Origin of the sequence: Pseudomonas sp. GW460-12-10-14-TSB1, assembly GCF_017349775.1 — a bacterium.
GTDB classification, from domain to species: Bacteria; Pseudomonadota; Gammaproteobacteria; order Pseudomonadales; family Pseudomonadaceae; genus Aquipseudomonas; species Aquipseudomonas piscium.
On sequence record NZ_JACNAC010000021.1, the window covers coordinates 62,775 to 88,099 of the forward strand.

The following is a 25,325-nucleotide window of genomic DNA, read 5'->3' on the forward strand; positions in this document are numbered from 1 at the left end:
CGGCGCGCCGGGCCATAATCCATCGCTTAGCATATGGAGCGGGCGACAATGGGCGAAACTGACAATCTGACCCGAGAAAAGCTTCGGGAGTGGCAAGTCCGTCGTTTGGAGGTTAAGGACCAAATGCAATTGCACCCCGAGAAGACCTTGGAACTGTCGAGGATACTGGACCTTATGGATGACGAGCACGCTGCTATTCTGAGTGGGTCCACGGGTAACCCCGTCGAGGGTGAGCATCAACGACAAGTTGCTTTTGCTCAAACGGCAATACCTGAATATCTATCGGTACCCGCTGCAAGCAAACTCGATCTGCAGCTCAATATAACTGCAAGTAATCCCGAAGATCTGCGCAGGCTATTAGAAATGGCGGTCTATGAGTTGCAAGGACATATCGATACGAAAGCGGCTGCAACATTGGATGGGCACAGCAGCTATTCGGGAGCGATGTCGGGCACCCTGGGTAGCTACCAGTTCGAACTTGGCGTTCATGGTGAGGGCGGGAATGAGTGACTCAAGTGGGGAGTGGATGGTTGCTGCGACACTGGCTGAACATGTCATGTCGCTGTGCGATAGGTATGATGTCAAATGGCGTGGGCATGGGCTTATTTACGTAGACCATCAGCAAGATAACATTACGACCGCCAGCATCATCCTTGCGGAGTTAAGTAAACGGTTTGGGGTTCCCGGCCAAGTTATTCGCGCGCGGTTAATTGAGCTGGAGTGGCTCCAAGATGCGCGGTACACCTCCGCCCGAGGCGGGGCAGCGCGTGTCGCAGCAGAACGGGTGTCCTCACTGGCCGCCGAGCGAGAAGATGATGCGTTCGAAATGGATGATGAAGAACATGAAAGGGATTGAGTGCATGACTAATCATTCCCTGGCTACGAGGTAGTATGAACCCGGAACACTTTGATTTATCCAGTCCTCTGTTTTTGCCTGTCACTGATAAAACGTGTGCAAGTCTATTAAGAGCTGATGGCGCAAAAGTACTCGCTACTCTATCTGATCCAGAGCTAGCCGCGATTTTGGTCATCCAACACCTGGCAGGAGCAGCGGAGCAAGATCGTACCTCCAATTCTGCTGAGAGAGTTTTGTCCAAGCTCATCGCCTGGTCTGTTCAGCACTCGGTAAGCTCAGCGTTGTTGTCAGAGGCGCAGCGGCTATTTGATCCAAAAAAGCTCCATGCTGGAGGTCACGTCGCCAAGAGTTTGAATCTGCGTTTCCTAAGTGCTGATGAGGTATTGGCTCGAGATTATCTACTGCCCAATGGAAATTGGGATGTTGGGTTCAGGGTCCGTCATTACAGGGACAACAATCCGTTTAGCGAACAGATGGTGACGCCTCGGCATCGCGAGCGTTGGCTTAGCCCTGCACAGGACAAGCTGGTAAGGACCTTCCGAGCAAATTTGGACGAGCACCTGCATGTTCAAGGGTACGCAGGGATTGGCAAAAGCCATCTGTTGGGTACCTTGATGGAGTGTCTGCGTCCGGAGGCGACGTTGCTGTTGGCACATACCCCTGGGAAGTTGGAGGCTCTTCGCAAGCGTATGGGAAGCGCGCGCGATAGGACGGCAGGGTGGATCTTTCGGGACTTTGCGCAGTTTCTGCTGTACGGTCCTAGGGCTAGAGCCGCGAGCACTCAGGTAGTAGTTCCTAGCAAGCAGGAGCTTTTGCAAGAGCTGAATATTCTTGGCGTCCAAGGCTACGATGCGGAAGCAACTCTGAAAATCTGTTTTAAGGTGCTTAGCCTCTATTGCGAATCTAGAGATGGTACGCTGTCGAGCAGGCACTTCCCTCATTTCAATCAGTCCCTATCTGAGTTGGATGCCAGGGTACTTCTTCAGTACTCCAGCCGCTTATGGACCTACCTGGAGTCAAATCCTGCCTGGGATAATCAGGTTGAGTTCGCGGCATTTTTAGCGTTAAAACGCGCAAGTCTTGCGGGTTGTGTAGTGCCAGCCCGATATACGCATGTCTTTATTGACGAAAGCCAAGATATTCCTCCATCCCTCCTGACAATCATAGAACGCGGCCGCCAAGTGCTAATAACTCTCGGAGATGAGTACCAGCGGGCTGGTGATCCTTTGGTCAGCAGAAAGCGCGAAGTACGAAAAAGTGAGGTTAACTACTCTGTTCGTTCGGGCCGTAACGTCGAGATACTGGTCAACCCACTAATCTACCGGCACTCAAGTAAGGGCAAGATCCCTTTTGAAGGTGCTAGTAATAGTGATGTCAGTGTTAAGCACTATCGTGAGGGGTTCATGCCTCCTGATGGCTGTGTAGTATTAACTGCGTCTCGCTGGGACACGATGAAATGGATCATTCAAATGAGTGCGGCTGGCCGCGCATTGATACCCGCGAATGCAGAGGATGTTAAGCGGTTCATGAGCACTGCCATTGCATTGTTCAATCCCGAATTCTATAGAAGCGAGCCGCACTCCGGGGAGCAGCATTCAGACTTTTATGAGACGCCTAGTTGGGGGCAGGTGCGTGAGGCCAATCGATACGATGAATCGTTTCTCTGGGTAGAGGCTGAGCTTGAAAAGGGCTTTAAAATGGCTGATATGAACGAGCTCAAAGGAATGCTCGGTTCGCCTGATAAGAGCTGCATGGTAATGATGGCAGCGGACGCAGGAGGGATGGAGTTCGATGGAGTCTTGTTGACGCCAGAACTGCTCACCATGGCCAAACTCAAGAATGTCGACGAGTTCGATGAGCGTATCTGTGCCGCGTACATCGCTATATCTCGCGCTAGGTTACAGCTTTATGTTCCTTGCGAAGTGGTTGAGTGGATCGAGCATCACCGTCATCAGGGATACCGCGAGATGGTCGGCTACTGACGCTTCCTCTTAGCTTTTATCGTGTTGCTACTATAGGAAGCTGGTGTAGTGTTAATGAAACCGGACACTCATTTAGGCGAGAATGCTCGCCAGTTAGAGGTGTTCGATGAGCATGCAGCGACGTACCTTCACTTCCGCGTTAAAGTGTAAGGCTGTCAGTCTGGTCCCCGACTAAGGCTGCTGTTGCCCAGAGGCCGCCAAATCCCTCGACGTGGGCGAGACCGGGCGCTACTGTCAAGGCGCTCACGCCAGAGCAGCAGGCGATCCAGGAGCTTCAGACCCGTATCAACCGGCTTGAGCTTGAGAAGAAAATATTAAAAGAGGCCATTGCGCTCTTGATGGCTTATGAGCTCGGGTGCAGGTGTTCGGCTCAATTCGGCAGTTGGTAAAGCAATACCCTGTTCAACTGTTGTGCTCAGTGTTCGAACTGCCCCGATCTTGTTATTACGCCCACTTGGCCTGGCGGCGTTGTATCGATGTTCGCTGGATGAGTCTGCGTAGTCGCATCAACGAGTTGTTCAGCCAAAGTTGTAGCTCGGCCGGCAGCCACGGTATCGTTCACATGCTCGGGGATGAAGGTTTTGAGGTGGGGCGCTTCAAAATTAGAAGTTTGATCTGCAAGCGGCCCGGTTCTCATGCGTACAAGAGGGCCACGGTTGAGCGCCTCGACATTCCCAGTATCCTTTCGGCAGTTCATCGTAACAGCGGCGAACACGGCCTGGTGTGGTGACATCACTTATATCTGGGCGCAGGTCGATGGCATTAGCGTTCTCTTCCTTTGTTATTGGTTGCAGTCGTGCATTTGACCGCTCAGATTTTATATGGCAATAAGCTATTATCGGCTTCGTTGCGTTCGGGAAGGAGTAGCGCTGCCAAGCTGGATTCGACGCACCATCGTTTTTGTTGAATTTCTCAGTTGCTTGTGGTTGGGCACTTTATGTTCATGTGGTGCCCATCCTAGCTAAATGCAATCTCAAGAAAGCAAAGGAATGTATGTCGCAGATTTCAATCCCTTACGTTGCCTATCATTTTCTGGAGCCGCAGCTAGAAACTGTAGCCCCATTGGAGCTAGCCGAGGCTGTCAAGCTCCCACCAGAGCTTTACATCGATGATGAACATCATGGTCGAGTCTACTGCCCGGACTGCGGCGTGATGTGCAGTAGACGACCTCGCAAATCACCGAAGAGAAAGGATGGGGTTGATGCTTTCTACTTCCATCTTCCAGGTTTCGATACGGTCGAATGTCCGCATAGGAAGAAGAGTGGGCCGGGTGGTGGTGGCGATGAGGGAGCCAAAGAGCGGCGAGCTATAAGTCTTGTCACCTTCGCGGGCTGGAAGAGCTTGGCAGGAGATGACGAGTCGGAGGACGATGATGACCAAGTTTATGTCAAACCCCGAAAGAAAGAGGTTCAGAACGGCTCATCGGTAAGTGGGAGAGGCGGATTTGAGAATATCTTTGACGCCGATGGTAACCTGCTCAATCCGGGTCGCTTCAGAACCGTTGGAAGACTGGTGCAGTTGGCTCAAATAAGCCTGAACATTGCGATACAGTTCGAAGGTGAAGATGCAATTCTTTTACGGGATCTAATTGTCTCTATCGAAAAGGTTCAGCGAAACATAAAAGCGTACCTGGGGAAAAGCTTTCTGTTCTTTGGTCAGCCTACCTCCATTGTAAAGGGCAAATATAATCGCGTATTTTTCAACTTCAAGTCTCCTGAGCATGAGCTCAGTGGGCACTGTGAGTTGGATATCTTTGAGGCCCGTGGTTGGAAAACCTTTGAGAGGGATCGCTACTACCTCTTCTATGGGATGGTCGAGGGGGATGAAGGGCACTCTATTGTTAGGGTGCTTGAGGCTGGCCAGATTGATCGTGTCCCCTCCACTGCTCGGCAGTTATTCGATGGTCTACGGTGACGCTCAAAGTGCGTTGACCAATGCTCAGGTATTGAGCAGTGAGCAACTTATCTGAGGTGGCTTTGTAATTCTGTAGTTTGTTCTCAGTGCTTTCTGAGCGTAGGCGACCGAAACCCTGATTGATACCTTGTAGGTTGGCGCGGATTGAAAACTGACCCACCCTGCCAATTGAAAATCGACCCAGACAGATTGCCGATTAGTGTGGCAGTCTTGTCTGGTCTTAAGAGATCTAAAGTCCCCGTGCGCTTGTAACCGAATTGGGTGGCAAGGTAAGGAGAGAGCAGCTCCGCGAAATGCTCAGTTCTTGCACGTGCCTCCTTGTTCTCCAGCTTCTCCTTCTGTTCTGATTATAGGCCTTGCTCGGTTTACATCAGAGTTTCATGGCTTACTCCTCATTGGAGCAGGCGGGTGGCGTGCAGATAGCAGGTCGTTGATTGATACAGGGCTATGCCATTTACAGCTGAGCATCGAGAGAGGCTAGGCAAGTAGTTGTAAGAGCAGGCTCTGGGTATGAAAACTGGGTAGATAGTCGTATTGGTGGGGATTTCCCGGCTCTGGCGCCTTCGGGTGGTACAAAAGGGAGGTAAACGGGTGATACAAACGGCTTGCACAAGGCCCCAGCAGTCGCCGTACAATGGCCCCAAATTCACATCTGCGTGAAGGTGAGGAACCGTGCGATGCTCTTCTGGAAGTCCCAGGCGAGCGTCGTTATGGTGGCCCCATCGGCCCCCCCGCAACGATCAGCCGTGAACCCGGTCAGGCCCGGAAGGGGGCAACCGCAGCGGTGACATTGTGTGCCGGGGTGTGGCTGGTGGGGTTGCCTCCATTCTATAAGTCCTTGATTCTACAAGGATTTATCAGTCAAAAATCTTGAAGTGTGACAGCGTTTAGGTACACCTAAGTGGTGCACTGTGCTGGGCATTCTATCATCGTCTCACTCCACTTCTCTCCATTTCCCAAGCATTCGGAACGGTGCTGTTTGCGTTGTTGTCTCGTGACGCTAATCAGTAACCTCACTATGGGGCGCCTTCTGTATTGACGCCGGTCGTGCTTGCAATCCGGGTCATTGGCTTTGAGTTCTCTGTGGGGCAGGGTTTCAGTGCACCTATCTGCTTGGTGCTGAGATCGTTCGATTAGCTGGGCGGAGCGGCAGTTCTGCTCAGGCTGCTTGTGCTGGGTGAGTCTCGGTGCCACTATTAAGCCTTTAGCATCTTCAAACAAGGACTTACAGTGGACGTAATTGAGATATCCCAAGATGAAGTTGTCGGCCTCTTAATGCTTGATGAAGATCATTTTAATGACGTTAAGAGCAAGCGTATCGCACCAGCTAAACTTCAAGAGACCTTGGTTGCGTTTGCAAACTCAGACGGTGGCGATCTCTATGTGGGTATTGAGGATAAAGCAGAGAAAGGTGAGAGAGTTGTAGGATTCCAAGAGCCAGAAGAAGCGAACGGAATTATTGCGACCCTATTAGAAGGTACGGTTCCGGCTGTAGAGAACTTGGGTTGGGAGTTCCTAGATACCAGTGGTCGTGGCTTGATACTCCACTTTTCAATACCTAAGAGCCCCAAGGTGCATTACACCGCAGGAGGGGATTGCTTTATCCGCGTAAATGCGCAGAAATTGAAAATCAAAGGTGAAAAGGTTACTCAGCTTGGTTACTCTAAAGGGGCTGAGCTCTATGAGAGAAAGGCTGTCGAGGATGTGGATGTCGACGAAGTGGCGGAGTGTGAAAAGCTTGTTTCGTATATGGGGCGAGTGAAGAGCGGTTTAGAGCCCAAGGTTTTCTTGCAAAAACAGAGACTGCTAACTAAGAAAGGTAGCGAGAAGTTTCCGAATGTTGGTTGCGTGTTAATTTTTGACGACAATCCGCAGGCCACTCTCCAGACGCGTTGTGCAGTGAAGGTATATCGTCTTCGTACTACCGATACTGAATACAAGCGCGAGCACCTTGCAGAGATGCCTGTCACAGTGAATGGGTCCGTAGAAGAGATAATTGCAGGCACTATAGCCAAGGTTGCGGAGTACATTGATGGTGCCTCCTTTATGGATGGCCAGAAAGTAGTAAAGCTTTCCTATCCTTCGGAAGCATTGAAGGAAATTCTCGTGAATGCTGTGCTTCATCGGGACTACAGTCTGAATGATGATATACACGTTCGAATTTTCGATAATAGAATCGAAATTCAAAGTCCTGGGCGATTGCCAGGATATATGACCGTAGACAATATTTATGATGATCGTTTTTCGAGAAATCCTAATTTGGTTCGAATGCTTCACAATTTACCAAATCCGGTAAATCATGATATTGGAGAGGGGCTGGATACTGCTTATAATGAACTGAAGAAGGCAGGGCTGGTGCCGCCGGTTTTTGAAGAGTCTAATAATGCCTTTGTTGTCACAATACGACATCAGAGAATTGCATCGGTTATTGAAATTATCGAAAAGTACTTCGATGAAAATCCTGATGGGGTTATCAATAATAAGCTGATTAGGCAGTTGAGCGGTGAAGATGATATGCAGAAAGTGAAGAAGGCGCTTCAAAGCTTGCGGAAAATTGGAAAAATTAAAGTTGTTGATGAAGCTGCTAACGCTTTCAATGTGACCTATGTCAAGGCTTAGTTAGAGGTGTCGTGGTGGTTTGCAATCCAAGGCATTTAAATGATTTCAGCGAAAAGTACTTGGATGTCCATCGGTTTCTTGAACATGGCAAGGATTAAAGATGGTATGAAATTAACCCCCGCGCGCGAGAAGTGAGCAGCTTTGATGCTGTCCTGATTTCTGGCTGGGAAATATAAGTTGGAAAGGGAGTTGGAAAAGCAGGTTATGTGCGAGGGGTGCTTGACGCTGTGCGACCTGCCTAATCAAAGCTGTCGTAATTTAGATATAAGTTGGAGCCCCCTGAGAGCCAGGTAGAGCAACGCTACCTGATGGACGTCCAAGCTATCTCACGTTTGATCCTGTACACCGTAGCAACGCCACAGCCAGCCAACTTGGCGACGTCATCAGCAGACATGGTTGGATGCTTGGCTATGGTTTCCTTCACCTTCGCCCACTTTGCAGTGTCCTTGCCTTTCCCTGCTGGTTTCCAATCCGGGTCAGCAATACGTTTGTTCTCCAAACCCTGACGGATGCGTTCCACACGCTTCTCTTGATCCAGTCGCGCCATGGTTGCCATCAGGTCGATCAACATGTTGTTGATCACATCCATGATTTGACCTGTGATTCCCTTCGCTTCAACCAGCATATGACTTGTGGGCAGATCAGCCACAACCAACCGAAGTCCTTTGGCCTTGATGGTGGCTTTGAGGGTGTCCCAGTCAGCTTGTGAGAGACGACTAAGGCGGTCTACAGACTCAACCAATAGCACGTCGCCACTCTCGGCAGTATCGAGTAAAGCTAGCAACTCAGGACGGTTCAGTTTGGTGCCGCTGATGTTCTCGGCATACACGCTAACGATGTTCAAACCCTTTTCGACCGCGAACGACTCCAGAGCAACTTTTGCACGGTTGGCATCTTGGTCTTTGGTCGATGCTCGAAGGTAGAGGTGGGCATTCATCGCTGGCTATCCTTTGTACTTAAAACTGATAGATCAATGATAATTGAATCACATAGCTATCTGCAATAGATATCTGATAGTGCTTGGCGAGCGGCTATCTAACTACCAGATATGTCTACTTCATTGATAGCAACTGGAGGCTATTCACCAAGGCGGGAGCGCCAATGGATATTCCCGGATGGAATGCTGTTTTTGTGTTGATGGGCGGGGGTGTTTGCTCTGGCTGCATAATGGCTCAATTTCTGGAGCAATCAGAGAGATTTCCGCATCCATCGGGGTGCAAGCATGACGACCAATACACCCAGTAACTTTGGACGGCCTAGCATGGCATTCTTGACGCCGAGCGAGGGTGATGCCAATAAGCCACTTGGAGACACAAAGTGCGTATGGTAGTGGATAGCAACCAACTTCAAAGCCCTCAGCTGAGGACATTCCTTGAAGCCTCGACCGTAAATCGAGCGGTGCTGACAGATTATTCAGCAATGGAAGCCCTTCAAGGCGATGCAGTACAGAGCATCTGCAATGCCATGAGGATACTGGGGGACTACCCTAAGCAAGTGATTGTCCTTCGGCACACACAGATGATCTGTCAACTCAGCGGCAGAGCGGCCGGGCTGCAAAGACGCATGATTCACACTGGTCAGACTGCTGGTTTTCCTGAGTACATCCGCAAGCTCAACGCGGCAGAGCGCGGCGATCTACCTTTGATAGAAGAAATCAGGAAGATGGCTGTAGACGCCAATCAGCAGCTACACAGGATGCTTGGTGACGCGCTGGAGTTGGCACAAAGCTTTGATAGCCTTGCAGTAGACTTTGATAAGGAGGAGCGTCGAAAGATACGAGACGGCGAGCCCTACACTGCGAAGATGGTGGACACGTTGATAAAGGCGGTTATGCAGGTCTCGATAACACTGTTCAGAACCCATCCAAGGTCGCCACGAGTACCGATATACAGAGAGCTGCCCAATACGTTCATTTTCCGTAACGCCCTGTGTTGTTACCTCCTCGCCCTTGAGTGGGCTGCTAGCGGCGGTGCCAAGACTGCAAAGGACCATAAGATACGAAATGACATGGTGGACTCTCATTTCGTTACTCACGCCACCTATTTCGATGGGCTGCTGACAGAGGACGCAAAAGCGATGAGGCTCTATAAGAGAGCCAAAGAAATCCTCTCGACAGCTTTTGGCTAGGGTTCATCAGTTTTGACAAGGCGTTGGTGCAATGCGCCGGGCGCCTATCGCGGAAGTGAATTCAGATTACAGTCCCGAAAGCAGGTCTGACAAAGTTATTCCCAGTCCATCAGCAAGCACCTTTGCCGCATCAAGGCTGGGGGTAGAGGAGTCCGAAGCTGCTCACTTTCCTTGTATAAAGCTATCCCATGTATACGCCGTTTTACCGCTTTCCAGCACTATCAATGCCCACTCACCACCGGCAGCTGGGTCGAGGTATCCGACTTTGGTTGCCTTATGGATAGTTCGGCATTTACCAGAGCTAACAAGTCGCATCATTTCTTGAGCATCCTGATCGGTGCCAGCAGCAATCATTTGTTCCCAATCGCCACGCTTATAGCAGATGACCGAATCCGCCAACAAAGTAACTACCTTGCCAGAAGCTGGGGCCATGAGGGGTGCAGCAAGGAGGGGGATCAGTAAAAAGAGGCGGGCATACTTCATTGCAAAGTCCTTAATTCGTTAGGCTGAGCAGCCGGACAGCTGTCATTCAGAAGTGAAATCCTAAGAACATCTTAGTATTCGGTCAAGAAAAATCTAAGAATCTCTTAGCCTCCATTGAGGGGCAAATATAGAGATGTCGACTTTTAGCAAACGACTGAGAGAGGCTAGGAAAATCTCGAAGATGTCACAGGAGCGTTTAGGAATTGAGGCCGGTATTGATCCTGCCAGCGCCAGCGCCCGGATGAATCAGTACGAGAACGACAGGCATGAACCCAATATAAATATCGTGAGGCAAATTGCGGACGTGCTGAATTTGCCAACGGCCTACTTCTACGCCCAAGAGGATGACACCGCCAGATTACTGCTGCTTTTTCATAGGCTGCCAGAAGAAAAGCGATCATCACTTCTAAATTATGTCGAGTCAGTCGCAGGTGAAAACTGAGGGTATCGATAAGTCCGCTCGCACCAAGGCGACTAGTTTTGAGCGGGATACCGTATCCAGCTCCGCTGGTTGATCGCACCGAAAGCGGCCAGCTTTCAGTAGTTCACGCTTTAATGGTTGATCACCACTGACCTGACGGTCGAACAGAGCACCAATAGCAAATCATCACAAATCCAGCTCTTGCCTTTGATCTCGATTATTGTTGGTGCACGATGGTTAGCGACAGCTAACGATGGTATCCCGTGCAAGCTTCGCTTGGCTGGTTGCACACTAAGGCGGCCAGCCTTAAGGTTTTGGGGATGATATTTATCATTCATCCCCTTCCTTTCTGGTTGATGCACCCTGTAAGCACTGCTTACTCGGATACTCGTCATGCTCCGCATAGTTTGCACATCAAGATCAAAACGATGTGCGTTAGTGACGCACGCTGTACGGCAGTACAGGTGGATACCCAGATTAACAACAACCAATAGAAATCCAACCAGATGAGCTTATCGCTCTTGTCTGTACCGTGCAGATGATCAACGGAGTTGAAGGGGTAATCCCGTGTCGGGCTGACACAAGGTGATCCATTTAATTTGGAGGGGATTGATTATCATCAATACATTTCCCCTCCTAACACTTGGAGGTGTGAACCGCTGACCTCATGGTCACAGTGCATGCTGTCCAATGTCCGACCCTATACATATGGTGGGCGCTGGTCGGACACACATGTGAAAGGCGTTAGTTGGTCGCCGCCAACCATTCTTGTGATTCAACGAAATCAAGGAAGTGATCAGCACCATTAGGCTCTGGCATCTCGCGCCTATCCTCAGTATTCCGCACCGATGGTGCTTCATGGTCTGGAGTGCCCTGAAGTGCATTCGTGACCTTGGTTGTGCGTTCAAGGAGCGTAGCAGTCGGCTCTGTACCGAGTCCGCTGACAAGCTTCAGGATGTGCTGCCGAGCAGCATACGCTTGCTTTCGTTGAGCCAAGTCAGCACCTTCACTGTCATCTGAGGCACAAACAGCGTGGAGTTCCATGAGTTCGTTGACGGCTTCATCGACACGAGCCATCAGGCTCAATGCTGCCTGTTCAAGGAACAGACGACTTGCAGTAGGTGCTTGGTCATCGACCCAATCCATAACGAACACAGGTTGGGTGCCGTTGGAGGTGGAGCGTTCACGCACCTTCTCTTTGACACGTCTGATTACGCTGGAATCAAAGGAGCTCTCATAGCGTCCTTCCACAGTGTTCCACTTACAGCCGTATTCTTCGTGCAGAATGCTCCGGAGCTCATAGTCTTTGACTCCTTGTGCACGAATTGCGAGCTCGTATACGCGACTCACCGACTTGTTCAGTGGAGTGGCGATTTCCTTTGGTACATCTTTCACAAGCAGTTTTACCCTACGCTCAGGAAGCCCAGTGGCTGCCATGATTGCAGCGTAAGACTTTCCCTCTCGACGCAGCTGCACCGCCAACTCCTCTGGCGTGGACACAGTGGTGGTCGGTGGTTGTGGGGTGGGGGCTGGCGCTTGAGCGTGCTCGTCATTGGCCGAGCTGGCAGGCAAATTCAAAACGGATGGATGCTGCATTCATAATCTCCTCTAGTTCATTCTCGATAGGCATTCCCTCGGGTTGTGCCGGTTTGGTTTGGTAAATCACAGGCGTTAAAAAGCCCCCTTGCAAGGCACCTGTTCGGTGGTCACGGTGGAGGCCTCTGAATGTCTGTCTACCTACTGGGTAGGAGGCGTATTATACACGGTTACGACGATTGGTCAAGATCAGGGGTTGACAGGATCGATTTCGCCAGAAACTGGTTTTCATGGTGAGGAGCGCCTTTTGCTTAGTTCAGGCAGTCATGTAAGCCCGTAAATACTGGGTGTAACGGCAGCGGATGTCCAAGTAGTGGCAAATTTGATGCACGTGTTACCGAGGTTAATTGCCGATATTCGAAGGTTTTTCGTGCCTAAACGTCAATGTTGGGCGCTGACGTGCTAGTCAGTCGCCCAGTTACTTATCGTTGGTTGGTCAGGTGATGTGTTGTAGAGCTTCCGCCATTGCTTTCAACGGCGCCCTGCTGCCGTAGACGCCGAATGTCACCGCACTGTCTTCATGGCCAACGATCCGTTTGATCAGCGAATCTTGCACGCCAGCATCCCGTAGCTCATCGATCAGTGTGTGGCGAAAGGAATGGAAGGTCTTTTTCGGGTCGGTAATCCCTCGTTTTGTCTTGTAGCGTCCGAACCATTTGGAAACCGCATGGCCCAGCTTTCCCCGTACTGGCTCAAGCTCTGGGAACAGCCGGTCTGTCCCGCTGGCCTTGATCGACTCAACATGCCGCAGCAGGCCAAGTTCGAACAATGTGGGGTGGAGGGGCAGTAAGCGTCGGCTGCTGGAGTTCTTCAGGTTCTGACCCTCGTTGCTGTCATCGATCCGAATGCATTGCATTCCCTGTTGCTGGATGAAGTCATCGACGCGCAGCTGACATAACTCTTCCAATCTTGCACCCGTGTAGCGGCCCAGCAATGGTATCCAGTACCGCCAAGGGTGTTTATGAGACTCCGTCTTGAGTCCATCTAGATTGAGCAGGGTCGTCAGGTCGTGTTGTTCAAATGAAAGTCGTGCGTCCTTGGCTGATCCTGTCTTTACCTTCAGACCTGCTAATGGATTGTCCGCGATGTAGCCATTGGCCTTGCACCAGTTGAGAAAGGCAGAGAGTTTGCGTAGCCGGTTATTCACTGTTACCGCAGAGATGGTCTTGTACGTGCTAGCCGACTCGACAACCTGTCGCAGGGTCTTACCTTCGAACTCGGGACGTAGGCCAAAGTATTGAGGGCATCGGCTCAGCCGTTCCTTCAGTAGTCGGGCTTGCTGGGTATCGAAGTCTTCGGCAGGCATGTCACCCATCAACTCGAACAAATCGCGTAGGGCTCGTTCCACCTCGAAGGTGCTGACGGTTCGCCACGTACCACCACGCTTGCCCTCGTCTATATAGAGTTTCGACAGGCTGGACAGCGTCGGGCCATTGGTGACTGATCTCGCTGGCTTGGCTACGGGCTGGTGTGAGCGATGGATTGAGAGTGGGGCAGGGCATGTATCTCTCCAGCCAGTGCAAAGCCTACGCAGCGTTGGGATGTCTGCCAGAGGGTGTTCGGATAGGTGACCGTGTACCTGCTGGGCAAGGGAAGCGGCGAGGAACAAGGCGCTCTGACGCTCGCGAATGTTCAAGCTCAAACGCAATGTGTGACAGCGTGGGAACAGGTGTTTAGGGAGGCGGAGATTCAGGTAATAGAAGGCGCCGCGACGGACAATGTAGGTCATGTGTGACACTCGTGTGTGACAGCAATGTGTGACAGTGCTGGCTACACCCCGAGTTTTTGACGTTTTTCAGTGGCATGTTTCGCACCTGATTCCAAGTGCGATAGTCCCCGAGCAAAACCCCACCAGCCCAGACGCAGTGAGCCTTTCAGCGAACTGCGAAGCATGCTTGCATGCCACCTCGGTCAGGCCTGGAAGGGAGCAGCCGCAGCGGTGACATTGTGTGCCGAGGTGTGGCTGGTGGGGTCGCCTCCATAACGCATTCCATCGGTCCTCGATGGATGTTCTGAATTCTCCCTCTGCTTTCATTTTGGTCTGGTGTTCAGCCAGTCATTCGTTTCATTTCCCCAATCGTTCCTGCAACAACTGCGCAAACGCGTCCCGTGCGGTGTGGCGTTCTATTTCCTTGTTCCAGACAAAACGAATGTCAATCGGCCGCAGGTCGGCGAAGCGGTAGCGTGCCAGGCCCGCGGACAGGGTGTAGCGGTCGAGCACGCCTTCCGGGGCCAGGGTCATGCCGGCGCCAGCGCTGACGCAGTCGATGATGGTGCCCCAGCTGGCGTAGCCGATGATGGTCGCGGTCACGTCGTGGGCGTTCAGCCAGTGCTCCAGGGCACGGCGGTAAGGGCAGCCGCCGGGCCACATGAACAGGGTCTGGTTTTGCAGGTCTCGTGGGTTCAGTACGGGTGTGGCGTCGGCGCTGGCGACCAGCACCAAGGGCTCGCTGTAGAGGGCGGTGCGCTCCAGCTTCGGCTGGGGGGTGTCGACCGCGACCAGTGCGCCGTCGATCCGGTGGTGTTGCAGCTCTTCGAACAGCTGCGACCAGGTGCCGGTGACCAGCTCCAGGGTGACCTGGGGAAAGCGCTGATGGAATTCCGCCAGCAGCGGTGGCAGGCGTCCGCCGGCACAGGATTCGATGGCGCCGATGCGCAGGATGCCGCTGGGTTCGGCCTGGCGATCGACGGCGCGTTTGGCTTCATCCACCAGGGCCAGGATGCGCTCGCTGTAACCCAGAAAGATCTCCCCATCCGGACTGATTTTCAGCCCGCGGCCCACGCGGATAAACAGGCTGGTGCCCAGCTCGCCTTCCAGTTGCTTGAGGCGGTTGGTGATGTTGGAGGGCACGCAATGCAGTTGTTCGGCCGCCCGGGCAATGCTGCCGGTGCGGGCGACCGCTTTCACCATCTTCAGCTGGCTCAGTTCCATTGCTCATTTCCAGTGAGGTCTGGTCTCAGTATCCGTTAATTGTGGTGAGTTGTGGTGGGCGAGAGACTGAAGGCCTTCCTTGTGCTGCCGAGTGCCTGTGTCTTGAACATCTCCCCTGCGTTGAAGCTGGTCCTGGCGACCGCCGCGGTCATTTTGTGTTGGGCTTATTCCCCGGTGGGTATCCACATCGGCCTGGAGGGTTACGCGCCCGGCCATCTGGCGTCGCTGCGCTTTCTGATCGCCTCGCTGTTCATGGGCGCCATCGCCCTGGTGAAAAGAATCGCCCTGCCACGCTGGCGCGATCTGCCCTGGTTGCTGGTGCTGGGCTTTTTTGCCATCGCGTTGCATCACGTCAGCCTCAACTATGGCCAGCAGGGTTTGAGTGCGGGGGCGTCCAGTGTGCTGGCGCAGTCGGCGCCGATCTTCAGCACCCTGATTGCGTTTTTCTGGTTGAAGGAGCCGGTCAGCGGTTGGCGTTGGGGTTGTGTCGGGCTGGGGTTGCTCGGGGCGGTCGTGGTGGTCTGGGGTGATCAGGGCGTGGCGTCGATCAAGCCCCAGGGATTGCTGGTGCTGCTGGCGGCCTTCTCCTGGGGTTTGTACTTCGTGTTGCAGCGGCGTTATTCGGGGCGTTACGACCTGTTGACCACCGTGTGCTACATGGTCTGGGCCGGCACCTTGCTGTTGAGCCTGTATTGGCCGGGGCTGGCGGTCGCGGTGGCCCAGGCGCCGTGGCGGGTGAACCTGGCGGTGTTGTTGCTGGGGCTGTTCCCCAGTGCGTTGGCTTACCTGGCGTGGGCTTATGTGCTGGCACGGGTCGAGGTCAGCCGGGCATCCATCGCCATGTACCTGATACCACCGATCGCCATGCTGCTGGCAGCGCTGGTCCTGCATGAGCGGGTGCATGGCGCGGTGGTCGTGGGGGCGATGATCGTCCTCGGCAGCGTGATGGCGATGCAACTGGAGGGGCGCTGGGCGCGGCGCCGCTCGGTGCTGCCGAGGACTGTCGGCGTGCCTCCCGTTCACTCCAGGGTCGGGCAGAACACCCTGAGTCGATGCCCGTCCGGGTCCAGGGCGACGAAGGTGTAGCCGAAGTCCAGGCTGGTCGGGGCCTGGGCGATGCTTACGTCGGATTCGGTCCATTGGCCGTGCAGCCGGTCGACGGTCTGGTTATCGACCACGGCCAGGGCCAGTTCGCCGCCACCGCCGGCGAACTGGGTGGCCGGCTCGACATCCTGCCTGGACCAGAGGCCGAGCTTGAGCCCCGAGTCGAGGATGAACAGGGCGAAGGTCGGCGACAGCTCGACCGGCGGCCGGTCCAGCAGGCGGCTGTAAAAGTTGGCGCTGGTGGCGGGGCTGTCGACGTAAAGCAGAAGGTAGGTGCTGGTAGCGATCATCTGGACTCCTGGAAAGGTTGGGCTGTGCACGCCAGCTTATGGGGCGCGGCTGTCAGTTCCTGTCAGGAGTCATCCGGGGGAAATAAAGAGGAGGCAGGCTATCGGCTTCGATAGGGCTGCCTCCTCTTCGTGTTGCTCGGCTCTAAGGCTTGGACAAGGCCAGGTCTACCGCTGCTATCAGCTTTCCCAGGTCCTTCGGGGTGGCTTTATGAATGACACCGAACAGATACGCCCGCTGTTCGTCTTCGTCGCCCAGATCTGCGAAAAAGGCTTTCAGCTTCACTCCCAGTACATCGGCCAGCAGGAACAGGGCTTCCACACTGGGAGTGTAGGTGCCGGTTTCGAAGCGGCTGATGGTTTTAGGGTCAAAACCGGTTTTTTCGCCTAGTTCAGCCTGAGTAAGCCCCGCTACCTTGCGGTAACGCCTGATGGCTGGACCCAAACTTGAAATTTGCATCGCTCAATTCCCATTTAGAATCAAGAACTTAACGATAAATCTTTGCATTAGGCAACGCCATGATTCATCACCTTGCCTTGCAAAATGTGATGCAATTCGTAGAATCGACGCTTCGGACAGGCATTTGGTGATCTAGTTTCAGAAGATGAACTGATGAAACAAGAACTCATTGCATTTTCCTTGTTCACCAGAATCGAGGGTATGGCGCAGGCGCGAACGTCTCGCTGATGATTGCCAGTGTCCCACCCGCCAAATTCGGCTGATCCATAACTGATTTTAGTTGATCTTCGTCGATTCGAAGGTCAATGACGGTGCCGGTCGCTGTACGGTTGCAATTGTGTCAGGTGGGGCGAGACGGTGCGCCATTTTCCGTGAGTCGGCCTCTTGCCGGCTTGTTTGGGCTGGCATTGTCGAATGCTGTCTATGGAGTTTTAACGTGCGTCTGAATGTGCCGGTCACCTCTGTTGAGCAGATATTTTCGGACCAGCAGCCTAAGCCTGCCTGGGGTTGCGAAAATATTGAGGGTGAACGCCCAAACATCTCTTCCGGGCCTCGTGCCTTGGTCGAGCGGTTTAACCGCTAGCGACAGTGAGTCAGACTCATGGATGAGAAATACCGTAGGGCCGTGGATGCAGCCGCCATTTTTTCCGAGACCGACCTGAACGGCCGGATCACTTACGTCAACGACCAGTTCTGTTCGATTTCCGGCTACAGCCGCGAAGAGCTGCTGGGTTCCAATCACCGGATCCTCGGCTCCGGCCTGCATCCTCCTGAATTTTTCAGCAACATGTGGCGCACCATTGCCCTGGGCCAGGTCTGGAAGGGCGAGATCTGCAACCGGGCCAAGGACGGGACCCTGTATTGGGTCGACAGTACCGTTGTGCCCTTGCTCGATGAGGCCACTGGTCGGGTCCAGCGTTATGTGGCAATTCGTTTCGATATCAGTGAAAAACGGCGTTTGCTGCACTCCCTGCAATGGCGTGTCGGCCACGATGTGCTGACCGGTTTGCCCAACCGTTCCTTCCTTTCCGATCTGCTCAACCAGGCGCTGGATTACTCGCGCAAAGAGAACATTGCGCTGGCGGTGTGCATGCTCGATCTCGACGGCTTCAAGGCGGTCAACGATGGCTATGGGCACGCCAGCGGCGACCTGTTGTTGGTGGAGGTAGCGGCGCGCCTGCGCTCGATCATTCGCGGCGAAGACGTGGTGGCCCGCCTGGCCGGGGACGAGTTCGTGCTGATCCTGCGCCATGTGCGTGACATTCGTGAGTTGCGGGCGGCGCTGCACCGGGTGTTGGGGGTGATCTCCACGCCCTATCTGATCCAGGACAAGGAGATCAACGTCTGCGCCAGTATCGGCGTGACGCTGTTCCCCGCCGACAACGACGATGCCGACACCTTGCTGCGCCATGCCGACCAGGCGATGTACGTGGCCAAGCAGAGCGGGCGCAATCGCTTTCACCTGTTCGATGTGTCGCGGGACCGCGAGGTCAAGGCCACCCACCAGACCGTGGAGCGGGTCCGCCAGGCGCTGGCGGCCGGCGAGCTGTGCCTGCACTTTCAGCCCAAGGTCAATATGCGCAGCGGCGAGGTGGTGGGTTTCGAGGCGTTGCTGCGTTGGCAGCATCCGCAGCGGGGCATGGTTGCGCCTCGGGAATTCCTGCCGGTGGTGGAGGAGACCGACCTGATCGTCGATATCGGCGAGTGGGTGATGGAGCAGGTCATGGCCCAGTTGCGGCAATGGCAGCTGGCCGGACAGCGCTGGCCGATCAGCGTCAATATCGCTGCCCGGCATTTCCAGCGGGCGGATTTCGTCGACCGGCTCAAGGCGGTGCTCGAGCGCCATCCGCAGATTGCCCCGCAGTTGCTGGACCTGGAAATCGTCGAGGCGGTGGCGGTGGAGAATATCCAGCACGTCAGCGCGTGCCTCGAGGCTTGCCAGGCGCTGGGGGTGCAGTTCTCCCTGGGGGATTTCGGCACCGGGCATTCGTCGCTGAGTTACCTCAAGCGCTTGCGTACCCAGACCATCAAGATCGACCGCATGTTCGTGAGCGACATGCTGCACGACAAGGGCGATCTGGCGCTGACCCAGGCCTTGATCGGCCTGGCCCGGGCGTTTGACCGGCAGGTGGTGGCCGAAGGCCTGGAAACCCTGGAGCACGGCGAGTTGCTGATGTCGCTGGGGTGCGACGTGGCGCAAGGCTATTTCATCGCCCCGCCCATGCCGGCCAGCGAGGTGCCGGGCTGGGTGGCGACCTTCTTGCCGCCGCTGGAATGGTGCCCGCAGGATGAGGCCAGCTGACGCCTAGGGTGTCTCGTAGCTCTGCGGGAGGCTCTCGGTCGGCCTGCGGCCGGTGTACAGGCCGATGATGTCGTCGATCTCTCCCGACATTTTCATCCGCAACAAGGTGCGCAGCACTCGCTGTATCGGCAGCGCTGGATCGTTGCGGATGATGCAGCCGACCGCCTGTTCCTGCAGGACGGCCACGCCGTGCAGTTGCTGGCCGGGCGGCAAGGTCTGATTGAACCAGTCCAGCGTCCATTGGTTGCTCACCGCATAGCGGTAGCGGCCGGCCCAGAGTTTTTTCAGCACCTGTTCCTGGTTGCGCGCGTCGTCACGGATCAACTGGCGGCTGTCGAACAAGGGTTGCAGGGAAGGGTAGGTGTAGCTGAGGACAGTACCGACATGCTGCGTCGGCAGTTCTCGGGGAATGACCGGGGCGCGCTCCCGGCTGACCAGCAGGTCGCGCTGAACGAACAGCGGAATACTCCAGATGTAATTGCCGGCCTGGTTGGGCAGCCAGGACTGGGCGGCATAGCAGCGGATATCGATTTCCTTGTGGTCCATGGCCGTCTGCACGCGGGCCCGGGCCAGGACGTGGAATTCGGCCGGGCTGCCGACCTGGGTGGCGAGGCTGGCCATCATGTCGTGGAGAATGCCCTGGGTGGGTCGGCCATGTTCGATCTGCACCACGGGCATGGCCCAACTGTCGGCGATCGAAAAGCGCAGGGCCGGTTCTGCGGCAAAACCCTCCATGGCAACCAGCAAAAAGGCGCCCAAGGCTAAACGCATAGAGTCTCCATGCAGGAAAAAGGCCACTGACGAGCCTTACAAAGAGCAGCTTAGCCAGATTAGACGAGCGCACCGGATGCAATTTCGCCCTTGCTCCGCTAGCATTACGGGCTTCCGCTTCCCAGTCGCGACGGTTTTCGATGAGTTATCAGGTTCTTGCACGTAAATGGCGTCCGCGCTCGTTCCGCGAAATGGTCGGCCAGACCCATGTGCTCAAGGCTCTGATCAATGCCTTGGACAGCCAGCGGCTGCACCATGCCTATCTGTTTACCGGCACCCGCGGGGTGGGCAAGACCACCATCGCGCGGATCATTGCCAAATGCCTGAACTGTGAAACAGGTATCACTTCCACGCCCTGTGGCACCTGCTCGGTATGCCGCGAGATCGACGAAGGGCGCTTCGTCGACCTGATCGAGATCGACGCCGCGAGCCGGACCAAGGTCGAGGACACCCGCGAGCTGCTGGACAACGTGCAGTACGCGCCGAGCCGCGGGCGCTTCAAGGTCTACCTGATCGACGAAGTGCACATGCTGTCCAGCCACTCGTTCAACGCCTTGTTGAAGACCCTGGAAGAGCCGCCGCCCTACGTCAAATTCATTCTGGCGACCACCGACCCGCAGAAACTTCCGGCAACGATTCTTTCGCGCTGCCTGCAGTTCTCCCTGAAGAACATGACCCCGGAGCGGGTGGTCGAGCACCTGAGCCATGTGCTGGGCGTCGAGAACGTGCCGTTCGAAGACGACGCGCTGTGGCTGTTGGGCCGCGCCGCCGACGGTTCGATGCGCGATGCCATGAGCCTCACCGACCAGGCCATCGCCTTCGGCGAAGGCAAAGTCATGGCCGCCGACGTGCGGGCGATGCTCGGTACCCTCGATCACGGCCAGGTCTACGACGTCCTGCATGCGCTGATCAACGGCGATGCCAAGGCCTTGCTGGAGGCTGTGCGCCACTTGGCCGAGCAGGGCCCGGACTGGAACGGCGTGCTGTCGGAGATTCTCAATGTCCTGCACCGCGTGGCCATTGCCCAGGCCTTGCCGGACGGTGTCGACAACGGGCATGGCGACCGCGACCGGGTGCTGGCCCTGGCCCAGGCGTTGCCGGCCGAAGATGTGCAGTTCTATTACCAGATGGGCCTGATCGGCCGGCGCGACCTGCCGCTGGCGCCGGACCCGCGGGGTGGTTTCGAGATGGTCCTGCTGCGGATGCTGGCCTTCCGGCCAGCGGACTCGGCAGACGCGCCGAGACAGCCGCTAAAGCCAGTGGGGATCAGCCAGGCCACAGTTGATTCCGCCCAATCCGTGGCTGGCGCAGCCGTTGCTGCGCCGGTAGTTGCCGCTCCCGCACCGGTTGCGGCACCGGTGGTCGAGGCTGTTCCGGCGGTTGCCCCCGTCGCAGTACCCGCGCCTGCTCCTGTGGTGCCCGTGGCGCCTGCGCCGCAACCGGTGGTCGAGACGCCGCCGCAGGCAGCGCCTGTCGTCGCCGAGGAGGTGGTCGACCTGCCGTGGAACGACCCGGTCGAGCCGGTCGTCGCACAGCAGCCGGCCGTCGAGCCCGTGCTGGAGACCGCCGCGGAGCAGCCTGAGCTGACCCCGATGCCGACCCCGACCCCGGACAGCGTGGTGCCGGATGCGCCGGAATGGGTCAGTGCCCCGGTGCCGGAGCCCAGCGTTGCCGAGGTCGATGCCGCGACACCGGGTATCGACCTGGACGACGAACCGCCGCTGGACGAAGACTACATAGAACCGGACATGGACTCGGCCTACAGCTACCTGGACGAACTGGCCAGCGAACACGCCGCCGATCCCGAGCCGGAGCCCGAACCGTTGCCGGCTGCCCAGCCGGCCACCGGCCTGGCGCTGGAGTGGCTGGAGCTGTTCCCCAAGCTGCCGATTTCCGGGATGACTGCGAGCATCGCCGCCAACTGCACCTTGATCGCCGCCGAGGGCGACAACTGGTTGCTGCACCTGGACCCGGCCCACAGCGCCCTGTTCAACGCCACCCAGCAGCGCCGTCTGAACGACGCCCTGAACCAGTACCACCAGCGCACGCTGACGGTGAGCATCGAGCTGATCAAGCCCGAGCAGGAGACCCCGGCCCAGGCCGCTTCGCGCCGTCGTGCCAATCGCCAGCGGGAAGCCGAGGAGTCGATCCACGGCGATCCGTTCATCCAGCAAATGGTGCGGGAGTTCGGCGCGGTGGTCCGTCACGATACTATTGAACCTGTCGAGGCCCTGGTCAGCCAGGGTTAATAACTGAAGGGCGCCGGGCCTTGAGGCCGGGCGCTGTTTTTATCCAAGTACTTTGAGGTGATTCCCATGATGAAAGGTGGCATGGCCGGCCTGATGAAGCAGGCGCAGCAGATGCAGGAAAAGATGGCCAAGATGCAGGAAGAACTGGCCAACGCCGAAGTCACCGGCAAGGCGGGTGGCGATATGGTCACCGTGGTCATGACCGGTCGTCACGACATCAAGCGTGTGAGCATCGACCCAAGCCTGCTGGAAGGCGTCAGCGAAGATGACCGCGAAGTGCTGGAAGATCTGTTCGCCGCCGCCGTCAACGACGCCGTGCGCAAGATCGAAGCCAACAGCCAGGACAAGATGTCCGGCGTGACCGCTGGCATGCAACTGCCGCCGGGTATGAAACTGCCGTTCTGATTCGCGCCAGCGCATCGGTCGGACTCGAAAATGCCAGGCATCGCGCCTGGCATTTTTGTTTGTGGCGCCTGTAGCCGCTGCCGCAGGCTGCGATCGAGCGCGGAGCGGTCGTCATTCAGGCGACGGAGTCTACCTGGATGGCCGCGGTTGCAGCCTGCGGCAGCGGCTGCGGGAGGAGAAACAGCGAACGCCGAGTGCTGTACGATGGTCTGTAGTCTGTATGGCCTGAGCATTTGACGCTAATCGGAGGCGCGGGTATAAACCGCGTCTCGTCGTTTTGTCGGACCTTTACCCATGAGCTTCAGCCCCCTGATTCGCCAACTGATCGATGCCCTGCGCACTTTGCCGGGCGTGGGTCAGAAAACCGCCCAGCGCATGGCCTTGCAACTGCTGGAGCGCGACCGCAGCGGCGGTACGCGATTGGCCCAGGCGCTGAGCCAAGCCATGGAGGGCGTCGGCCACTGCCGCCTGTGCCGCACCCTGACCGAGGACGATCTGTGCCCGCAATGCGCCGATCCACGGCGTGACGACACGCTGTTGTGCGTGGTCGAGGGGCCGATGGATGTCTACGCGGTGGAGCAGACCGGTTATCGCGGTCGTTACTTTGTGCTCAAGGGTCACCTGTCGCCTCTCGACGGCCTGGGCCCGGAAGCCATCGGCATTCCCCAGTTGCTGGCGCGGATCGAAGAGCAAGGCAGCTTCACCGAGGTGATCCTGGCCACCAACCCGACGGTGGAAGGTGAGGCGACCGCCCATTACATTGCCCAGCTGTTGAGCAACAAGGGCCTGATCACCTCGCGTATCGCCCATGGCGTGCCCCTGGGCGGCGAGCTGGAACTGGTGGACGGCGGCACCCTGGCGCACTCGTTTGCCGGGCGCAAGCCGATCAGCCTGTAAGCGTTTCGGCCAGCAAGCTCGCCCCTGCGGGGACGGGCTTGCTCTCTGGCCGCGTTCCATCGCTCAAACGCGACTCTTCTTGAAAACCAAGCAAGCGCTAGGTAAGTTTCCTCAACCTTCAGAGGAGCTTGCCGATGTCTGCCTGCCAGGAATACTTCGACCCTAGCCATCAGTTGGTCCGCGACAGCGTTCGACGTTTCGTCGAGCGGGAAATCCTCCCGGACATCGATCAATGGGAGGAGGCGCAAGGCTTCCCCCGCGAGCTCTACCTCAAGGCCGGCGCAGCCGGCATCCTGGGCATCGGCTATCCCGAGGCCCTGGGTGGCAGCCACGAGGGTGACCTGTTCGCCAAGATCGCTGCCAGCGAGGAGCTGATGCGCTGTGGCTCCGGCGGCCTGGTGGCGGGCCTGGGCTCGCTGGACATCGGTTTGCCGCCGATCGTCAAATGGGCGCGTCCCGAGGTCCGCGAGCGGGTGGTGCCGCAGGTACTGGCGGGCGAGAAGATCAGCGCCCTGGCGGTCACCGAGCCCGGCGGCGGCTCGGACGTGGCCAACCTGCAGACCCGGGCAGTGCGTGACGGCGATTTCTACCGCGTCAGCGGCAGCAAGACCTTTATCACCAGTGGCGTGCGCGCCGATTTCTACACGGTGGCGGTGCGTACCGGCGAACCCGGTTTCGGCGGCATCAGCCTGCTGCTGATCGACAAGGGCACGCCGGGTTTCACCGTCGGCCGGCAACTGAAGAAGATGGGTTGGTGGGCGTCCGATACCGCCGAGCTGTTTTTCGACGATTGCCGGGTGCCGGTCAGCCATTTGATCGGCGCCGAGAACATGGGTTTCGCCTGCATCATGGGCAACTTCCAGAGCGAGCGTCTGGCGCTGGCCTTGATGGCCAACATGACCGCGCAGCTGGCGCTGGAGGAGAGCCTGAAGTGGGCCCGGGAGCGCGAGGCATTCGGCAAGCCCATCGGCAAGTTCCAGGTGATCAAGCATCGTCTGGCGGAGATGGCGACCGCGCTGGAGGTGTCCCGCGAGTTCACCTATCGCCAGGCGGCGAAGATGGCGGCGGGGCAGAGCCTGATCAAGGAGATCTCCATGGCCAAGAACTTCGCCACCGATACGGCCGACCGCATCACTCACGATGCCGTGCAGATTCTCGGAGGGCTGGGTTACATGCGTGAGAGCCTGGTGGAGCGGCTGTATCGCGACAACCGCATCCTGTCCATCGGCGGTGGTACCCGGGAAGTGATGAACGAAATCATCAGCAAGCAGATGGGGCTATAGGTCTGCCAGAGGAGTGGGGCGCTATCTGTAGGAGCAGCCGGTCGACGCTCGATTGCTCGCGATAGCGCCGGCCCTGGCAACCCAAATGGCAGCGATTTACCGCTCGCTCAACGAAAACTGCGTCAGGCAGAAGGTTGGAATGCCCATGTCTTGCAGGCGCTGCGAACCGCCCAGTTCCGGCAGGTCGATGATGGCGGCGGCCTCGTAGACTTTTGCCCCCATGCGGCGCACCAGGTTGGCCGCGGCGATCAGGGTACCGCCGGTGGCGATCAGGTCATCGAACATCAGCACCGAATCGCCTTCGCACAGGCTGTCGGCATGCACTTCCAGGAAGGCTTCGCCGTATTCGGTCTGATATCCCTCGGCAAGCACATCGGCCGGCAGTTTGCCTTGCTTGCGGAACAGGATCAGCGGTTTGTTCAACTGGTAGGCGATGATCGAGCCGATCAGGAAGCCGCGGGCGTCCATGGCGCCGATGTGAGTGAAGTCTTCTTCGACATAACGCTGGGCAAAGGTGTCGGCGACCAGGCGCAAGGCCTTGGGCGACTGGAACAGCGGAGTGATGTCACGGAAGATCACGCCCGGCTTGGGGAAGTCGATGACTGGGCGGATCAGGGATTTGATGTCGAAGGAGTCG

At 56.4% G+C, this 25,325-nt stretch carries 22 protein-coding genes and 1 other RNA gene; 14 read left to right on the top strand and 9 right to left on the bottom strand.

Annotation, left to right across the window (positions count from 1 at the left end):
* Positions 1 to 48 precede the first annotated feature (48 nt).
* From J4D52_RS14790 to J4D52_RS14815, 6 genes are all read left to right on the top strand, one after another.
* A complete protein-coding gene (locus tag J4D52_RS14790) occupies positions 49 to 510 on the top strand; it encodes a hypothetical protein (protein ID WP_102678053.1) in 462 nt (153 codons plus the stop codon).
* Positions 503 to 856, top strand: coding sequence for a hypothetical protein (locus tag J4D52_RS14795; protein ID WP_146018023.1), 354 nt, complete (start codon positions 503 to 505; stop codon positions 854 to 856). The genes J4D52_RS14790 and J4D52_RS14795 overlap by 8 nt, the downstream gene beginning before the upstream one ends.
* A gap of 35 nt (positions 857 to 891) precedes the next feature.
* Complete coding sequence (locus tag J4D52_RS14800; protein ID WP_102678051.1) at positions 892 to 2,838, top strand: hypothetical protein; 1,947 nt, start codon at positions 892 to 894, stop codon at positions 2,836 to 2,838.
* Between the two features lie 993 nt (positions 2,839 to 3,831).
* Positions 3,832 to 4,752, top strand: a complete 921-nt coding sequence (locus tag J4D52_RS14805) for a hypothetical protein (protein WP_102678050.1) — start codon at positions 3,832 to 3,834, stop codon at positions 4,750 to 4,752.
* Between the two features lie 720 nt (positions 4,753 to 5,472).
* Positions 5,473 to 5,569: signal recognition particle sRNA small type (gene ffs, locus J4D52_RS14810), an RNA gene on the top strand.
* A 413-nt stretch (positions 5,570 to 5,982) separates the two neighbouring features.
* Complete coding sequence (locus J4D52_RS14815) at positions 5,983 to 7,371, top strand: ATP-binding protein (protein WP_207272134.1); 1,389 nt, start codon at positions 5,983 to 5,985, stop codon at positions 7,369 to 7,371.
* A 301-nt stretch (positions 7,372 to 7,672) separates the two neighbouring features.
* Here J4D52_RS14815 and J4D52_RS14820 read toward each other — a convergent pair whose 3' ends face one another.
* Entirely contained in the window at positions 7,673 to 8,308 is a 636-nt protein-coding gene (locus tag J4D52_RS14820) for a recombinase family protein (protein WP_102678049.1), read from the bottom strand.
* 392 nt (positions 8,309 to 8,700) lie between these two features.
* Between J4D52_RS14820 and J4D52_RS14825 the strand changes: the two genes are divergently transcribed.
* Positions 8,701 to 9,498, top strand: coding sequence for a hypothetical protein (locus tag J4D52_RS14825; RefSeq protein ID WP_146232399.1), 798 nt, complete (start codon positions 8,701 to 8,703; stop codon positions 9,496 to 9,498).
* Positions 9,499 to 9,660: 162 nt separating this feature from the next.
* Here J4D52_RS14825 and J4D52_RS14830 read toward each other — a convergent pair whose 3' ends face one another.
* Entirely contained in the window at positions 9,661 to 9,981 is a 321-nt protein-coding gene (locus J4D52_RS14830) for a hypothetical protein (protein ID WP_102678047.1), read from the bottom strand.
* A gap of 133 nt (positions 9,982 to 10,114) precedes the next feature.
* Between J4D52_RS14830 and J4D52_RS14835 the strand changes: the two genes are divergently transcribed.
* A complete protein-coding gene (locus J4D52_RS14835; RefSeq protein ID WP_102678046.1) occupies positions 10,115 to 10,423 on the top strand; it encodes a helix-turn-helix domain-containing protein in 309 nt (102 codons plus the stop codon).
* Positions 10,424 to 11,146: 723 nt separating this feature from the next.
* On the opposite strand, the gene J4D52_RS14840 is transcribed toward J4D52_RS14835, so the two are convergent.
* The 3 genes from J4D52_RS14840 to J4D52_RS14850 form a co-directional block, all read right to left on the bottom strand.
* Complete coding sequence (locus J4D52_RS14840) at positions 11,147 to 11,998, bottom strand: hypothetical protein (RefSeq protein ID WP_102678045.1); 852 nt, start codon at positions 11,996 to 11,998, stop codon at positions 11,147 to 11,149.
* Positions 11,999 to 12,434: 436 nt separating this feature from the next.
* Positions 12,435 to 13,727 carry a site-specific integrase gene (locus tag J4D52_RS14845; RefSeq protein ID WP_102678044.1) on the bottom strand — a complete coding sequence of 431 codons (1,293 nt, stop codon included), beginning with the start codon at positions 13,725 to 13,727 and terminating at the stop codon, positions 12,435 to 12,437.
* 336 nt (positions 13,728 to 14,063) lie between these two features.
* Positions 14,064 to 14,930: a LysR family transcriptional regulator gene (locus tag J4D52_RS14850; RefSeq protein ID WP_102678043.1), complete on the bottom strand. Its 867-nt coding sequence runs from the start codon at positions 14,928 to 14,930 to the stop codon at positions 14,064 to 14,066.
* A gap of 102 nt (positions 14,931 to 15,032) precedes the next feature.
* Here J4D52_RS14850 and J4D52_RS14855 point away from each other — a divergent pair, with 102 nt between their 5' ends.
* A complete protein-coding gene (locus J4D52_RS14855) occupies positions 15,033 to 16,016 on the top strand; it encodes a DMT family transporter (protein WP_102678042.1) in 984 nt (327 codons plus the stop codon).
* Here J4D52_RS14855 and J4D52_RS14860 read toward each other — a convergent pair.
* Both J4D52_RS14860 and J4D52_RS14865 read right to left on the bottom strand, forming a co-directional pair.
* Positions 15,950 to 16,324 (bottom strand): VOC family protein, encoded by a 375-nt coding sequence (locus tag J4D52_RS14860; RefSeq protein WP_173678577.1) that lies wholly within the window; start codon positions 16,322 to 16,324, stop codon positions 15,950 to 15,952. The genes J4D52_RS14855 and J4D52_RS14860 overlap by 67 nt on opposite strands.
* Positions 16,325 to 16,466: 142 nt before the next feature.
* Positions 16,467 to 16,781: a helix-turn-helix domain-containing protein gene (locus J4D52_RS14865; protein ID WP_007922376.1), complete on the bottom strand. Its 315-nt coding sequence runs from the start codon at positions 16,779 to 16,781 to the stop codon at positions 16,467 to 16,469.
* Between the two features lie 601 nt (positions 16,782 to 17,382).
* Between J4D52_RS14865 and J4D52_RS14870 the strand changes: the two genes are divergently transcribed.
* Complete coding sequence (locus J4D52_RS14870; RefSeq protein WP_063429232.1) at positions 17,383 to 19,083, top strand: bifunctional diguanylate cyclase/phosphodiesterase; 1,701 nt, start codon at positions 17,383 to 17,385, stop codon at positions 19,081 to 19,083.
* Between the two features lie 3 nt (positions 19,084 to 19,086).
* Here J4D52_RS14870 and J4D52_RS14875 read toward each other — a convergent pair whose 3' ends face one another.
* On the bottom strand, positions 19,087 to 19,854 hold the full coding sequence (locus J4D52_RS14875; RefSeq protein WP_102678041.1) for an ABC transporter substrate-binding protein: 768 nt from the start codon (positions 19,852 to 19,854) through the stop codon (positions 19,087 to 19,089).
* 140 nt (positions 19,855 to 19,994) lie between these two features.
* Between J4D52_RS14875 and dnaX the strand changes: the two genes are divergently transcribed.
* From dnaX to J4D52_RS14895, 4 genes are all read left to right on the top strand, one after another.
* Positions 19,995 to 22,103, top strand: coding sequence for a DNA polymerase III subunit gamma/tau (dnaX, locus tag J4D52_RS14880; protein WP_102678040.1), 2,109 nt, complete (start codon positions 19,995 to 19,997; stop codon positions 22,101 to 22,103).
* A gap of 66 nt (positions 22,104 to 22,169) precedes the next feature.
* Complete coding sequence (locus J4D52_RS14885; RefSeq protein ID WP_007922383.1) at positions 22,170 to 22,508, top strand: YbaB/EbfC family nucleoid-associated protein; 339 nt, start codon at positions 22,170 to 22,172, stop codon at positions 22,506 to 22,508.
* 294 nt (positions 22,509 to 22,802) lie between these two features.
* The gene (gene recR / locus J4D52_RS14890) at positions 22,803 to 23,405 is read left to right on the top strand and encodes a recombination mediator RecR (protein WP_025804252.1); all 603 of its coding nucleotides are present in this window, start codon (positions 22,803 to 22,805) and stop codon (positions 23,403 to 23,405) included.
* A gap of 134 nt (positions 23,406 to 23,539) precedes the next feature.
* Positions 23,540 to 24,688, top strand: a complete 1,149-nt coding sequence (locus tag J4D52_RS14895) for an acyl-CoA dehydrogenase family protein (RefSeq protein WP_102678039.1) — start codon at positions 23,540 to 23,542, stop codon at positions 24,686 to 24,688.
* 96 nt (positions 24,689 to 24,784) lie between these two features.
* On the opposite strand, the gene J4D52_RS14900 is transcribed toward J4D52_RS14895, so the two are convergent.
* A partial coding sequence (locus J4D52_RS14900) for an adenine phosphoribosyltransferase (protein ID WP_207272135.1) occupies positions 24,785 to 25,325 on the bottom strand: 541 nt, incomplete at its 5' end.

Bases quoted from the DNA above. Each gene is read 5' to 3' on its own strand.
- J4D52_RS14800 (WP_102678051.1), top strand. From the start codon at position 892: ATGAACCCGGAACACTTTGATTTATCCAGTCCTCTGTTTTTGCCTGTC.
- J4D52_RS14875 (WP_102678041.1), bottom strand. From the start codon at position 19,854: ATGCGTTTAGCCTTGGGCGCCTTTTTGCTGGTTGCCATGGAGGGTTTT.
- J4D52_RS14835 (WP_102678046.1), top strand. From the start codon at position 10,115: ATGTCGACTTTTAGCAAACGACTGAGAGAGGCTAGGAAAATCTCGAAG.
- recR (WP_025804252.1), top strand. From the start codon at position 22,803: ATGAGCTTCAGCCCCCTGATTCGCCAACTGATCGATGCCCTGCGCACT.
- J4D52_RS14860 (WP_173678577.1), bottom strand. From the start codon at position 16,324: ATGATCGCTACCAGCACCTACCTTCTGCTTTACGTCGACAGCCCCGCC.
- J4D52_RS14845 (WP_102678044.1), bottom strand. From the start codon at position 13,727: ATGACCTACATTGTCCGTCGCGGCGCCTTCTATTACCTGAATCTCCGC.
- J4D52_RS14795 (WP_146018023.1), top strand. From the start codon at position 503: ATGAGTGACTCAAGTGGGGAGTGGATGGTTGCTGCGACACTGGCTGAA.
- J4D52_RS14805 (WP_102678050.1), top strand. From the start codon at position 3,832: ATGTCGCAGATTTCAATCCCTTACGTTGCCTATCATTTTCTGGAGCCG.
- J4D52_RS14885 (WP_007922383.1), top strand. From the start codon at position 22,170: ATGATGAAAGGTGGCATGGCCGGCCTGATGAAGCAGGCGCAGCAGATG.
- J4D52_RS14895 (WP_102678039.1), top strand. From the start codon at position 23,540: ATGTCTGCCTGCCAGGAATACTTCGACCCTAGCCATCAGTTGGTCCGC.
- J4D52_RS14830 (WP_102678047.1), bottom strand. From the start codon at position 9,981: ATGAAGTATGCCCGCCTCTTTTTACTGATCCCCCTCCTTGCTGCACCC.
- J4D52_RS14870 (WP_063429232.1), top strand. From the start codon at position 17,383: ATGGATGAGAAATACCGTAGGGCCGTGGATGCAGCCGCCATTTTTTCC.
- J4D52_RS14865 (WP_007922376.1), bottom strand. From the start codon at position 16,781: ATGCAAATTTCAAGTTTGGGTCCAGCCATCAGGCGTTACCGCAAGGTA.
- J4D52_RS14840 (WP_102678045.1), bottom strand. From the start codon at position 11,998: ATGCAGCATCCATCCGTTTTGAATTTGCCTGCCAGCTCGGCCAATGAC.
- dnaX (WP_102678040.1), top strand. From the start codon at position 19,995: ATGAGTTATCAGGTTCTTGCACGTAAATGGCGTCCGCGCTCGTTCCGC.
- J4D52_RS14850 (WP_102678043.1), bottom strand. From the start codon at position 14,930: ATGGAACTGAGCCAGCTGAAGATGGTGAAAGCGGTCGCCCGCACCGGC.
- J4D52_RS14820 (WP_102678049.1), bottom strand. From the start codon at position 8,308: ATGAATGCCCACCTCTACCTTCGAGCATCGACCAAAGACCAAGATGCC.
- J4D52_RS14790 (WP_102678053.1), top strand. From the start codon at position 49: ATGGGCGAAACTGACAATCTGACCCGAGAAAAGCTTCGGGAGTGGCAA.